The following is a 12,379-nucleotide window of genomic DNA, read 5'->3' as shown; positions in this document are numbered from 1 at the left end:
GAGGGTCGGCCGTGATTCCTGAAAATTTCGCAGAAATGAGCCTAAGCTCTTGATTTCACAAGAAATATCCACTCAGGTTTGTTCCGTCTTGCAGTGACGCAATCAGTGGGCAGGAAACATTTCCCTTTCGCGCATGGCAGGCGCACACCAACTCAGACAGCACGGCCTCCATGCGTGCCAAGTCGCTCATTTTCTCACGCACGTCCTTGAGCTTGTGCTCGGCTAGGCTACTGGCTTCCTCGCAATGAGTGCCGTCCTCCAGCCGCAGCAGTTCGGCGATCTCGTCCAGGCGGAAGCCCAGCCGCTGGGCTGATTTCACGAACCGAACCCGCGTTACGTCCGCCTCGCCATAACGGCGGATGCTGCCATAGGGCTTCTCCGGCTCCGGCAACAAGCCCATGCGCTGATAGAACCGGATGGTCTCCACATTGACCCCGGCGGCTTTGGCAAAAACGCCGATGGTCAGATTCTCCAAATTGTTTTCCATATCGCTTGACTCCGTACATAACTACGGAAGTAAGCTTAACTTATCCAATTTAAATTCAAAAGGACAAGCGTATGTTTGAACCACAAAACGGGCGCGGGGCACTCTTCACCGGAGGGCTAGCTGCCATCCTCGCCTCGGCCTGCTGCCTGGGGCCGCTGGTTCTGATCGCCCTGGGGTTCAGCGGTGCCTGGATCGGCAACTTGACGGTATTGGAACCCTATCGGCCCATCTTCATCGGCGTGGCGCTGGTGGCGCTTTTCTTCGCCTGGCGGCGCATCTACCGCCCTGCGCAAGCCTGCAAACCGGGTGAGGTCTGCGCGATTCCCCACGTGCAAGCTACTTACAAGTTCATTTTCTGGATCGTGGCCGCGTTAGTTCTGGTCGCGCTCGGATTTCCCTACGTCATACCATTTTTCTATTAATCACAGGAATTCATCATGGAAAAACTGTTTGCCTCCTTCGCCCTCGCCGCTATTGTTGCGCCTGTGTGGGCCGCCACCCAGACCGTCACGCTGTCTGTACCGGGTATGACCTGCTCCGCCTGCCCGATCACCGTCAAGAAGGCGATTTCCAAGGTCGAAGGCGTCAGCAAAGTTGACGTGACCTTTGAGACACGCGAAGCGGTTGTCACCTTTGATGATGCCAAGACCAGCATGCAGAAGCTGACCAAGGCAACAGAGGACGCGGGCTATCCCTCCAGCGTCAAGCGGTGAACCACTGACAACAGCACCGCAGAACACCTGATGCCATTGCCTGGCGCTACAAACGATAAAGGATTTGTCGCATGATCCATCTAAAAATCACCGGCATGACCTGCGACTCGTGCGCAGAACATGTCAAGGAAGCGTTGGAGAGAGTGCCTGGCGTGCAGTCGGCGCTGGTGTCCTATCCGAAGGGCACAGCGCAACTCGCCATCGAGGCGGGCACGTCACCGGATGCGTTGACTGCCGCCGTGGCCGGTTTGGGCTACAAAGCATCGCTTGCCGATACTCCACCGGCGAACAGCCGCGCCGGATTGCTCGACAAGGTGCACGGCTGGATGGGAGTCGCCGATAAGCCTAATGGCAGTGAACGCCCGTTGCAAGTAGCCGTGATTGGCAGTGGTGGAGCCGCGATGGCGGCGGCGCTAAAGACCGTTGAGCAAGGCGCGCACGTCACGCTGATCGAGCGGGGCACCATCGGCGGCACCTGCGTCAATGTCGGCTGTGTGCCATCCAAGATCATGATCCGCGCCGCCCACATCGCCCATTTACGCCGGGAAAGTCCGTTCGACGGCGGTATCGCGGCGACTGTGCCTGTGATTAATCGCAGCAAGCTACTGGCCCAGCAGCAAGCGCGCGTTGATGAACTTCGCCATGCCAAGTATGAAGGCATCCTGGACGGCAACCCGGCCATCACCGTTCTGCACGGCGAAGCACGTTTCAAGGACGGCCAGAGTCTTGCCGTCCGTTTGAACGATGGCGGCGAGCGCGTGGTGGCTTTCGACCGCTGCCTGGTCGCCACGGGTGCCAGTCCGGCTGTGCCGCCGATTCCGGGCCTGAAAGAGTCACCCTACTGGACTTCGACCGAGGCTCTGGTCAGCGACACCATACCCGAACGCCTGGCCGTGATCGGCTCGTCGGTGGTGGCGCTGGAATTGGCGCAAGCCTTTGCCCGGCTGGGCAGCAAGGTGACGATCCTGGCGCGCAGCACCTTGTTTTTCCGGGAAGACCCGACCATTGGCGAGGAAATCACGGCCGCATTTCGCGCCGAAGGGATAGAGGTGATGGAGCGCACACAGGCCAGCCAGGTCGCCCATGAGGACGGCGAATTCGTGCTGACCACGGCGCATGGTGAAATACGCGCCGACAAGCTGCTGGTCGCTACCGGCCGGACACCGAACACGCGCAGCCTGGCGCTGGATGCGGCGGGGGTCACCGTCAATGCACAGGGGGCCATCGTCATCGACAAGGGTATGCGCACGAGTAGCCCGAACATCTACGCGGCTGGCGACTGCACTGACCAGCCTCAGTTCGTCTATGTGGCGGCAGCGGCCGGCACCCGTGCCGCGATCAACATGACGGGAGGAGATGCGGCCCTCGACCTGACCGCGATGCCGGCCGTAGTGTTCACCGATCCGCAAGTGGCGACCGTGGGCTACAGCGAGGCCGAAGCGCATCACGACGGGATCGAGACCGACAGTCGCACCTTGACCTTGGACAATGTGCCGCGTGCGCTTGCCAATTTCGACACACGCGGCTTTATCAAACTGGTCATCGAAAAAGGTAGCGGACGGCTTATCGGTGTGCAGGCGGTGGCCCCGGAAGCGGGCGAACTGATCCAGACGGCTGTTCTCGCCATTCGCAATCGCATGACCGTGCAGGAACTGGCCGAGCAGTTGTTCCCCTACCTGACGATGGTCGAGGGGTTGAAGCTCGCGGCGCAGACCTTCAACAAGGACGTGAAGCAGCTTTCCTGCTGCGCTGGATGAGGAAAAAGGCAGTCTTCAATGGATGCCCCACCAGTGTCACGGCTAACCCCTTGATGCCGGGGTGAGCGTGCGTGCCAAATGGAAGTAGCGATGTACAAACGAAATACCACGCTGACCCGTCCAGAAACTGTGAACAGGACATCGGACTCCCACTTCTCTCCTTTGCTGGATCGCCCTGGCACTTCCCCGCGGCCCTCTATGCCCATCGACCGAAGTGCTGCAAGGACGGCTTCATTTCCGTTCTTGTGCCAGACAGTCTCAGGAGCAGTAGCACACTCATCCGACACATGAGCAAAAAACTGCAGGCCGTTGATGCTCGTCTTCAAAACAGCCGGCGCTCGACAGCATGAAAGCACGAACGCGCCTAACGGCAAGGTTTCCTTCATCCGGTTCCATTCAACTTCGGTGAAGTCGGCCGGATCGACCGACGCCCCATCTTGGGTCCGAATGGCCTGAGTCATCTCGTCCTCCTGGAATTTCAGCAATGCCGCTTGTTGGAGCCTATTTTGAGCGATTGCTCTTGGCGGCACCCGTTGTATTGGCCTTTGCCGGCCGAACCTTGGCAGCTTTTGCGGCTGGCACGCGCTCCAGGCGCTGCCTCAAACCCTCGACATCCCGAAGCAGCAAATCGCGCTGGCCGCGCAGCTCCACCAGACTGCCGTCGAGCTCGCCTAGACGCTGGCGCAGCGCATCGGCCTGCTGTTGCTTGTCCGCCATTTGCTGGCGGTGTACCTCCGTCTGGTCGCTGAACATGCGCCGTGCCTGGTCAAGGTCTTTTTGCCGCTTGGCAGTATTCCCGCGCTCACGGTCGATATCGAGCAGCACCCGTTTCATCTCCCCAGCATGCCGCCCCTCGGCCGCAGCGGCTGCTTTACGCTGCTGTTCCAACTCTTCGGTGAACTGCTGCTGGGCAGCACTAAGGGCTTCTTGCATTTCCTGACGTTGCGCGGTGCCGGCGTCGACTTGGCGTTGCAAGGCGGCGACCTCACCCTGGGCACGCGCCAGCTCGCCCTGGGCGCCCGTGAGGTTTTCCTGGGTTGCTTGCAGCTGAGCCCTTGCGGCGCTAAGTGCTTCATTCGCGGCCAGCGCTTGTGCGACCGCGGACTGGGCGGCTCCCTCGGCCGCCAGAACGCTGGCGCGCGACTCCTCCTGCAACTGCTTGAGTGCTTCCTGCGCGGCGGCTTGAGCATGCTGCCAAAGCGCCCCAACCATTTCGCCGGCCGCATCGCGCAGCGGCTGCGGCAGATCGGGATGCTCGATGCGGATACGGCTTTTCTCGCGCAGCGTTTCCCAGAACTTGGCCAGCGCCTCCGCTGGCGCGCTCATGCTGCCCTTGCGCACCAGCTGGTACAGCTTGTTGGCCGTGGGCGTCATGCCGTAGCGGAAGAACAGCAGCACACAAACCTCGCGGTAGAGGTCCTGGGTCTCGGGATACTGGGCGCGCAAGGCGTCTATTTCGCTCTGCAGGCGGGCTTCGGCGACGGGTAAAGTTTCCACGGTGGTCAATTTTCTGATTTTGATAACAAATAATACAACGTAATATGTTGTATTACTTTATAAATCGTGAAATCTATGGACATAATCAATCTAATGTCCATAATATGTGGCGATGCATCTACCAATATGGGGTCGCCTCAGAAAACGGAAAATAGAGCACGCTAAGCCGATTGCAGCGGCCGTAGCGGTCTGAACTTGCCCGCGCCGATCTTGGCGCTGCTGCGCCAGAGGTAATCGCCGGTCAGGTTGATGTGCTCCCAGCCCAGCGGAGACAGGTACTGCAACAGGGTGTCATCGACAGTCTGGCCGTGGCCACGTAAGGCGTTCGCGGCCCGTTCCAGGTAGACCGTGTTCCACAGCACGATGGCCGCCGTCACCAAGTTAAGGCCACTGGCCCGGTAGCGCTGCTGCTCGAAACTGCGGTCGCGGATTTCGCCCAGCCGGTTAAAGAACACGGCGCGGGCCAGCGCGTTGCGCGCCTCTCCCTTGTTCAACCCGGCATGCACGCGGCGGCGCAGCTCGATGCTTTGCAGCCAGTCCAGGATGAACAGCGTGCGCTCGATGCGCCCCAACTCGCGCAGGGCGACGGCCAAGCCATTCTGGCGCGGGTAGCTGCCGAGCTTCCTGAGCATCAGCGAGGCCGTCACCGTGCCCTGCTTGATCGAGGTAGCCAGCCGGAGGATTTCATCCCAATGGGCGCGGACGTGCTTGATGTTGAGCGTGCCGCCGATCATGGGCTTCAGCGCATCGTAGGCGGCGTCGCCCTTCGGGATGTAGAGCTTGGTGTCGCCCAGATCGCGGATGCGCGGCGCGAAGCGGAAGCCCAGCAGGTGCATCAGGGCAAAGACGTGATCGGTGAAGCCTGCCGTGTCGGTGTAGTGTTCCTCGATGCGCAGGTCGGATTCGTGGTACAGCAGGCCGTCGAGCACATAGGTCGAGTCGCGCACGCCGACGTTCACGACCTTGGTGTGGAACGGCGCGTACTGGTCGGAGATGTGGGTGTAGAACGTCCGCCCTGGGCTACTGCCGTATTTCGGGTTGATGTGGCCGGTGCTCTCGGCCTTGCTGCCGGTGCGGAAGTTCTGGCCGTCCGACGATGACGTGGTGCCATCGCCCCAATGCTCGGAAAAGGGATGCCGGAACTGCGCGTTAACCAGCTCGGCCAATGCTGCCCCATAGGTTTCATCGCGGATGTGCCAGGCTTGCAGCCAGGCCAGCTTGGCGTAGGTCGTGCCGGGGCAAGATTCGGCCATCTTGGTCAGGCCCAGGTTGATCGCGTCGGCCAGGATCGTGGTCAGCAGCAGATTCTTGTCCTTGGCCAGGTCGCCCGACTTCAGGTGCGCAAAGTGCCGGGTGAAGCCCGTCCATTCGTCCACCTCCAGCAGCAGTTCGGTGATCTTGACATGCGGCAGGATCATCGCGGTCTGGTCGATCAGGGCCTGCGCGTTATCGGGCACTGCCGCATCCAGCGGCGTGATCTTCAAACCGGACTCCGTGATGATGGCGTCCGGCAGCGCGTTGGCCAGCGCCATGCGGTTCACGGTGGCGAGCTGCGTTTCCAGCAGCGTCAGCCGGTCATGCAAATACTGGTCGCAGTCCGTGGCCACGGCCAGCGGCAATTCGCTGGCCTGCTTGAGGCTGGCGAACTTCGCCGGCGGCACCAGGTAGTCCTCAAAATCCTTGAACTGGCGCGATCCCTGCACCCAGATGTCGCCGGAGCGCAGCGCGTTCTTCATCTCCGACAGCGCGCACAGTTCGTAGTAACGCCGGTCGATACCGGTGTCGGTCATGACCAGCTTCTGCCAGCGCGGCTTGATGAAGTTGGTCGGCGCGTCGGCAGGCACCTTACGGGCGTTGTCGCTGTTCATGCCACGCAGCACCTCGATGGCATCGAGCACGTCCTTGGCGGCGGGCGCGGCCCGCAGCTTGAGCACGTCGAGGAATTCCGGTGCGTAGCGGCGCAGCGTGGCGTAACTCTCGCCGATGCGGTGCAGGAAATCAAAGTCCTCGGGTTGCGCGAGCTTCTGCGCCTCGGTGACGCTCTCGGCGAAGGCGTCCCAGGACATGACAGCCTCGATGGCGGCGAACGGATCGCGGCCCGACTGCTTGGCCTCGATCAGCGCCTGGCCGATGCGGCCGAACAGCCGCACCTTGGCGTTGATCGCCTTGCCGGACGCCTGGAACTGCTGCTGATGCTTGTTCTTGGCGGCGTTGAACAGCTTGCCCAGGATGCGGTCGTGCAGGTCGATGATTTCGTCGGTGACGGTGGCCATGCCCTCTATGGCCAGAGCAACCAGGGTTGCGTAGCGCCGCTGCGGCTCGAACTTGGCCAGGTCGGCGGGTGTCATCTGGCCACCCTCGCGGGCGATCTTGAGCAGCCGGTTCTGGTGGATCAGCCGCTCGATGCCGGAAGGCAGATCGAGTGCCTGCCATGCCTTGAGGCGTTCAATGTGTTCGAGCATGTGCCGCGAGTTCGGCTTGACGGGCGACTGGCGCAGCCAGGCCAGCCAAGTCGTCTTGCCGTTATCGCGGCGCTTGAGTAGATCGTCGATGCGGCGGCGATGCGCGTCCGACAGCGGTTCGGCCAAAGCGTCGTAGATGCGCCGGTTGGCGCGGGTGATCGCCTCGGCGCTGGCCCGCTCAACGGCGTTGATGGCAGGCAGAATGACCGACTGCCGCCGCAGATGTTCGATCAAGGCGCCGGCCAGCACAATGCCCTTGTCGGTTTGCATGGCCAGTTCGGTCAGCGTGTGGACGGCCTGCCGGTAGTGGCTCATGGTGAACGGCTGGAAGCCGAACACCGTTTGCAGTTCGACCAGATGCTCGCGCCGGGTCTGCTCCCGCTGCCCGTACTCGTCCCAGCTTTCGACGCTGACCTTGAGCTGGTCGGCAACCAGTTTCAACAAGGACGGAAACGGCGGCTGATCGACGCCAAGGATGATGCCGGGAAAGCGCAGGTAACAAAGCTGTACAGCGAAGCCCAACCTATTGGCTGGCCCGCGCCGCTGCCGGATGATGGACAGGTCGGTGTCGCTGAACGTGTAGTGACGGATCAATTCGTCCTTGGTGTCCGGCAATGCCAGCAGGCTTTCCCGCTCGGCGGCGGAGAGGATCGAACGACGCGGCATATCTCTATTGATCCAATCTCAAGTATTGATACAGGGTCTCCCGGCTCACACCAAACTCACGGGCCAGCTTCGCTTTTTGTTCACCGGCGGCGGCACGCTGCTGTAGATCGGCTACCTGTTCGGGCGACAGCGCTTTCCTGCGGCCCCGGTAGGCTCCGCGCTGTTTGGCGAGCGCGATGCCTTCCCTCTGTCGCTCGCGGATCAAGGCCCGCTCGAATTCGGCGAACGCCCCCATGACCGACAGCATCAGGTTCGCCATCGGCGAATCCTCACCGGTGAAGGTCAGGCTCTCCTTGACGAACTCGATGCGCACGCCGCGCTTGGTCAGCTTTTGCACAAGGCGACGCAAGTCATCGAGGTTACGCGCCAAGCGATCCATGCTGTGAACCACCACGGTGTCGCCTTCGCGCACGAAGGCCAGCAGCGAATCAAGCTCGGGCCGCTGCGTGTCCTTGCCCGACGCCTTGTCGGTGAACACCTTGCCGACTTCGACATGCTCCAGTTGCCGTTCCGGGTTCTGGTCGAAGCTGCTGACCCGGACGTAGCCGATGCGTTGAACCTGCAAGATGCCTCCCAATACAAAAGTGTCAGGAATAAATCTATAACCTTTAGTTGCATGTGTCAAGAAATACAAATATCAACTCTATTCTGACGATATTGGGCGGCCCTTCCTGACATCAGGATAGGGTATAGCCAAACCTGACTGCTTCTGATCTGCACAGACTGGGGTGATCGCAGGAAAGAGAATGGTGACGTCCAGACCGGTTTGCTTCTCCTGGTCAGAGAAGTCAAGGTGGATTTCCGCACCGATGCGATGGGCAATCGTTTGGACGATGGATAGCCCCAAGCCCGAACCGATCTGCTCGCTACCCAGCGTGCGGTAGAAGGGATCAAAAACCCGGTCCCGTTCAGCCAGCGGGATGCCTGGCCCGCTGTCCTGAACACGCAGTTCGGTTTTCCCTTCCGACATCCCCACCGAGAGATCGACCCGCCCACCCTCTGGTGTATAGCGAATGGCGTTATCGACTAGGTTCTTGACCACAGCGATCATGTCCAGCTCGCTTGCCCACACTTCGGCGTCTTGCGTGCCTTCGATACCGATGTCGATGTGCTTGGCCTCGGCCAACGGCATGAGGTCTTCCAGCACACGGCGGTAGATGCTCTGGACGGATACCGGCGACTTCGGAGAGTCGGTGGCCGACTGCGCCTTGGCCAAGGTCAGGAGTTGATCCAGCAGGCTCCGACCGCGCTCGATTCCTTGGCGCAGCAGCGTCAGCCGTTCGCGTGCCAGGCCAGACATCTCTGCTTCGGCCAGCCGTTCCGCTTGCAGCGAAAGGGCAGTCAGCGGCGAACGCAGCTCGTGCGCCGCATCCGCCACAAAGCGGCGCTGTGACTCCATAGACTGGCCGATACGGGCGAGCAGCCGATTGATCGCCACAGCGAATGGCCGCACCTCGACCGGAAGGTGGCGGTCATCGACAGGGTGCAGTTCCTGCTCGGCGCGCTGGTCGATCTCCTTAGAGAGTGCGGCGATGGGCCGGAACATCTTGCGCACCAGGTCAGCAACGATCAGCAGCAGCACTGGCACGAGAATCAGGAAGGGCATCACGGTGCGCAGCGCGCCATCGCGGGCGATTTCATTGCGGAAGCCCGCTTCCTGGGCCACGGCGATGCGTTCGCCGGCAGCCGTGGTCTTGACCAGCACGCGGAATGACTCGCCACCGACCTCCAGCGTGTGCAGCCCATCAGCCAGTGTCGTCGGCAGGGAAAGCGTGCCGCCTGCATCCACACCTACCGGAGACGGGTTAGCCTCGTCCAAGCGCTGGACGATCACGCGTGATTCTTCATCGACATCTTTGGGGCGGACATCGGTCGTCGGCGGTGCCGGTGACAGGCGCTGCCGATCTATGAGCTGCGCCACCTGGCGCAGAACGTCATCCTGTAGCTCGTGCGCTTCGTCGAAAGCCGCCAGGAACGAGAAGACACCCGCCACGATGGCCATCACGAGGATGGCCAGCGACAGGGTGAAGGACAGCTTGAGCTGAACCGATTCGTTCAAGCGCCTTTTGAGACCATCCATCCGACCCCCCTGACGTTCTTGATGACCTCGCTGCCGAGCTTGCGCCGTAGCGCATGGATCAGGAATTCGACGGCATTGCTTTCAACCTCTTCTCCCCAGCCGTAGATGCGATCTTCCAGTTCGCTGCGCGAGAGAATGGCCCCAGGTCGAACCAGCAAGGCTTGCAGTAGCGAGAACTCGCGGTTGGACAGTTGCACTTGGGGGCCATCATTGGCACAAGCCTCTTTGGTGGCCGGGTCGAGCGTCACCACGCCGTTACTGAGCACGGGTGCTGCCGTGCCACCTTTGCGCCTCAGGACGGCGCGCATCCGGGCCAGCAGTTCCGCCATCTGAAAGGGCTTGGACACATAGTCGTCGGCTCCGCCATCCAGGCCGCGCAGACGGTCATCCAGGCCGTCACGAGCCGTAATGATGAGCAGGGGAATCGGGTTGTGTTTAGCACGGATGCTGGCCAGGACCTCCAGCCCATCCTTGCCGGGCAGGCCCAGGTCGAGGAGCACCAGGTCGTAATGCTGGCAGTTCAGCGTGGTGAGCGCCGTCTGTCCGTCCTTCACCCAGTCGGCGGCGTAGGACGCATCCTTCAATGCGCCCTGGATCGCGTCACCGATCATGGGATCGTCTTCAACCAGCAATACCCGCATTCCCCCTCCGTTCAATCGTTGTTCAATGTGGCGTCCTGGCTGCTCTCTGCCTGAACAGCAGGATCGCAGTCAGCATGAAGGCCAACAGTGCGGCCGATGCTGAATAGCGGCTCAACGCCAGACCACCCGCGCTCAGCGGCTTGTCCAGAAAATCCCCGACCACGGCACCTAGTGGGCGAGTCAGGATGAACGCCGCCCAGAACAGCAGCGTGCGGGACACGCTCGTCCAGTAGTAGGCCGCCACGACCAGCGCGAGCAGCCCGCCGAACACGATGGCCGCACCCGTGTATCCCAGACCCGCCGTATCAGCCGTCCAGTCGCCCAACGCGGTGCCCAGCGTCTGGGAGAACATGATCGTCAGCCAGTAGAAGGCTTCTGCCTTGGGCGAGCTGACTGTGCTCACCGACACGGAGCCGAGGGTGCGATGCCAGACGAAGAGCGAGCCTAGCAGCAAGGCCAGCAGCAAGCTCGAACCTCCAGCGTACCCGATTCCCAGCGATCGATCCGCAAAATCGGCCAACGTCGTGCCGACCGTGGTCGTGGCGATGATGGTCGTCCAGTACAGGAAGGGATGAAAGCCTTTGGCCTTGACCTGCGCGACGACGGCAGCCAGGAAAATCGCCGCGAATATGACCGTGCCGACCAGATAGCCCAGATTCATGGACATGGAGACGGCATCGCCGCCGGTTTCGCCGAGCGTCGTGGCGGCAATCTTGATAAGCCAGAAGCCCAGCGTGACTTCTGGCACCTTGGCCAGCGCGTGTTCAGTGGATGTTTTCATGGGGCACGCTCACGGGTCAGGCTTTGCCTTCGAGCGTGTCGAAGGTTTTTAGCAGAGCACCCATCGCAGCCTTGCAGTCAGCTTGGCTTGGCGTATCGGCACGCAACGCAGACAACGCCTTGTCGATGGCTTTGTCGAGAACATGCCAGTCGTCGGCAGCGCGCGGTTTCAGTCCGGCCTCGGCCGAATCCCAGGCCACCTCCAAATCCTTGATACGGGTCTTGGCGGCGGGCAGATCACCCTTGTCTACAATGGTGGCCACGTCAGTGGCGATGCTGCGAAATGCGGTCAAGTCGCCCAGCTTGGAAGCGGCTTGGCTCAGCGATGTCGTGCTGGCGTTGGTCGCGGGGGCAGGCACGGCGTTCGTGCCGCCTTGGTCGGCAGGCTTGGAGCAGCCGGTGGTCAGGGCCACGAGCGCCACCGCCGACACGGCGGCGACAAGGCGAGCGATAGAGTGCGTATTGGGCATGATTTCTCCTTGGAAATTGGGAAGGGGGTTACTCGGTGACCTGGGCGGAGCGGCCCGCGTTCATGCTGAACTGGGCAACGGCCACCAGCATGACGATGACTGAGAGGAACAGGGCGCTGGTCCACATGGCCCCCATTCCGAGGCCGCCATAGGTCTTGGCCTGAGTCAGCAGGTCGCCGAGCGCAGCGCCGAAGGGTCGGGTCAGGATGTAGCCGATCCAGAAGGTCAGCACGGCGTTGCCACCCATGCGCCAGGCGGCATAGGTGATGCCGATCAGCGCGCCAAAGGCGACAGCCCCCCAGGTAAAGCCCAAGCCCAGCGCCTCGGTCGCCAGATCACCAGCAGCGGTGCCCAGCGCAAACGTGCAGAGGATGGCTGACCAATAGAACAGCTCCCTGCTGCGCGTCACGATGTCGTGGATAGACAAGGTACGTTCGACCCGATACCAGACAAAGAAGATCGCGGCGAGCGCCACGGCGAACGCCGAAGTGCTGACGTAGAGGCTGACGCCCAGGCCGTCGGTCAACAGATCGGTGATCTGGGTACCGACCACGCTGACCAACACGACCGTTAGCCAGTAAATCCAAGGGGTGTAGCGGTGGGTGCGCAGTTGAGTGAATAGGGCGACTGCCAGCAAAGCGGCCATGACGGTGCGCGTCAGGCCCTGGCCAAAGCCCGCGTTAACCGCCAGGAAGTCGGCCCCCGTCTCGCCCACCGTCGTGGACATGATCTTGATGATCCAGAACGACAGCGTGACTTCAGGGACTTTGTTGAGCCAGTCGCTTGCGCTGACCGTGAGCAAATTGTTCATGGTGTTCTCCTGCCG

The 12,379-nt window shown here is 61.5% G+C and carries 12 protein-coding genes; 3 read left to right on the top strand and 9 right to left on the bottom strand.

Going from position 1 to position 12,379, the window contains the following annotated elements; genetic code table 11:
* Positions 1 to 55 precede the first annotated feature (55 nt).
* Positions 56 to 487, bottom strand: coding sequence for a mercury resistance transcriptional regulator MerR (gene merR / locus CDE01S_RS15540; protein WP_066709600.1), 432 nt, complete (start codon positions 485 to 487; stop codon positions 56 to 58).
* 71 nt (positions 488 to 558) lie between these two features.
* Between merR and merT the strand changes: the two genes are divergently transcribed.
* The 3 genes from merT to merA all read left to right on the top strand — a co-directional run bounded on the left by merT (position 559) and on the right by merA (position 2,957).
* Entirely contained in the window at positions 559 to 909 is a 351-nt protein-coding gene (gene merT / locus CDE01S_RS15535; RefSeq protein WP_066709598.1) for a mercuric ion transporter MerT, read from the top strand.
* Positions 910 to 924: 15 nt separating this feature from the next.
* The gene (gene merP / locus CDE01S_RS15530; protein WP_066709595.1) at positions 925 to 1,200 is read left to right on the top strand and encodes a mercury resistance system periplasmic binding protein MerP; all 276 of its coding nucleotides are present in this window, start codon (positions 925 to 927) and stop codon (positions 1,198 to 1,200) included.
* A 71-nt stretch (positions 1,201 to 1,271) separates the two neighbouring features.
* The gene (merA, locus tag CDE01S_RS15525) at positions 1,272 to 2,957 is read left to right on the top strand and encodes a mercury(II) reductase (RefSeq protein ID WP_066709592.1); all 1,686 of its coding nucleotides are present in this window, start codon (positions 1,272 to 1,274) and stop codon (positions 2,955 to 2,957) included.
* A gap of 501 nt (positions 2,958 to 3,458) precedes the next feature.
* Here the strand turns inward: merA and CDE01S_RS15520 are convergent.
* The 8 genes from CDE01S_RS15520 to CDE01S_RS15485 all read right to left on the bottom strand — a co-directional run bounded on the left by CDE01S_RS15520 (position 3,459) and on the right by CDE01S_RS15485 (position 12,364).
* Positions 3,459 to 4,454 carry a DNA-binding protein gene (locus CDE01S_RS15520; protein ID WP_157077145.1) on the bottom strand — a complete coding sequence of 332 codons (996 nt, stop codon included), beginning with the start codon at positions 4,452 to 4,454 and terminating at the stop codon, positions 3,459 to 3,461.
* Positions 4,455 to 4,615: 161 nt separating this feature from the next.
* Positions 4,616 to 7,582, bottom strand: a complete 2,967-nt coding sequence (locus CDE01S_RS15515; RefSeq protein WP_066709586.1) for a Tn3 family transposase — start codon at positions 7,580 to 7,582, stop codon at positions 4,616 to 4,618.
* 4 nt (positions 7,583 to 7,586) lie between these two features.
* Entirely contained in the window at positions 7,587 to 8,147 is a 561-nt protein-coding gene (locus CDE01S_RS15510; RefSeq protein ID WP_066709606.1) for a recombinase family protein, read from the bottom strand.
* 78 nt (positions 8,148 to 8,225) lie between these two features.
* Positions 8,226 to 9,662 (bottom strand): ATP-binding protein, encoded by a 1,437-nt coding sequence (locus tag CDE01S_RS15505; RefSeq protein ID WP_245636195.1) that lies wholly within the window; start codon positions 9,660 to 9,662, stop codon positions 8,226 to 8,228.
* A complete protein-coding gene (locus CDE01S_RS15500; protein ID WP_066709584.1) occupies positions 9,638 to 10,303 on the bottom strand; it encodes a response regulator transcription factor in 666 nt (221 codons plus the stop codon). Before CDE01S_RS15500 ends, CDE01S_RS15505 begins: the two co-directional genes overlap by 25 nt.
* Positions 10,304 to 10,325: 22 nt before the next feature.
* Positions 10,326 to 11,084 (bottom strand): COG4705 family protein, encoded by a 759-nt coding sequence (locus tag CDE01S_RS15495; RefSeq protein ID WP_066709580.1) that lies wholly within the window; start codon positions 11,082 to 11,084, stop codon positions 10,326 to 10,328.
* Between the two features lie 16 nt (positions 11,085 to 11,100).
* The gene (locus CDE01S_RS15490) at positions 11,101 to 11,553 is read right to left on the bottom strand and encodes a hypothetical protein (RefSeq protein ID WP_066709578.1); all 453 of its coding nucleotides are present in this window, start codon (positions 11,551 to 11,553) and stop codon (positions 11,101 to 11,103) included.
* Positions 11,554 to 11,581: 28 nt separating this feature from the next.
* Positions 11,582 to 12,364, bottom strand: coding sequence for a COG4705 family protein (locus CDE01S_RS15485; protein WP_066709577.1), 783 nt, complete (start codon positions 12,362 to 12,364; stop codon positions 11,582 to 11,584).
* Positions 12,365 to 12,379 lie beyond the last annotated feature (15 nt).

Source organism: Curvibacter delicatus NBRC 14919 (assembly GCF_001592265.1).
GTDB classification, from domain to species: Bacteria; Pseudomonadota; Gammaproteobacteria; order Burkholderiales; family Burkholderiaceae_C; genus Hylemonella; species Hylemonella delicata.
The sequence above is the reverse complement of the archived record's forward strand: the minus strand, read 5'-3'. Positions and strand labels throughout refer to the sequence as shown.

What these genes read in the sequence shown, in the direction of transcription:
- CDE01S_RS15515 (WP_066709586.1), bottom strand. Translation starts at nt 7,582, where the DNA reads ATGCCGCGTCGTTCGATCCTCTCCGCCGCCGAGCGGGAAAGCCTGCTG.
- merR (WP_066709600.1), bottom strand. Translation starts at nt 487, where the DNA reads ATGGAAAACAATTTGGAGAATCTGACCATCGGCGTTTTTGCCAAAGCC.
- merP (WP_066709595.1), top strand. Translation starts at nt 925, where the DNA reads ATGGAAAAACTGTTTGCCTCCTTCGCCCTCGCCGCTATTGTTGCGCCT.
- CDE01S_RS15505 (WP_245636195.1), bottom strand. Translation starts at nt 9,662, where the DNA reads ATGGATGGTCTCAAAAGGCGCTTGAACGAATCGGTTCAGCTCAAGCTG.
- CDE01S_RS15490 (WP_066709578.1), bottom strand. Translation starts at nt 11,553, where the DNA reads ATGCCCAATACGCACTCTATCGCTCGCCTTGTCGCCGCCGTGTCGGCG.
- merA (WP_066709592.1), top strand. Translation starts at nt 1,272, where the DNA reads ATGATCCATCTAAAAATCACCGGCATGACCTGCGACTCGTGCGCAGAA.
- CDE01S_RS15495 (WP_066709580.1), bottom strand. Translation starts at nt 11,084, where the DNA reads ATGAAAACATCCACTGAACACGCGCTGGCCAAGGTGCCAGAAGTCACG.
- CDE01S_RS15500 (WP_066709584.1), bottom strand. Translation starts at nt 10,303, where the DNA reads ATGCGGGTATTGCTGGTTGAAGACGATCCCATGATCGGTGACGCGATC.
- CDE01S_RS15485 (WP_066709577.1), bottom strand. Translation starts at nt 12,364, where the DNA reads ATGAACAATTTGCTCACGGTCAGCGCAAGCGACTGGCTCAACAAAGTC.
- merT (WP_066709598.1), top strand. Translation starts at nt 559, where the DNA reads ATGTTTGAACCACAAAACGGGCGCGGGGCACTCTTCACCGGAGGGCTA.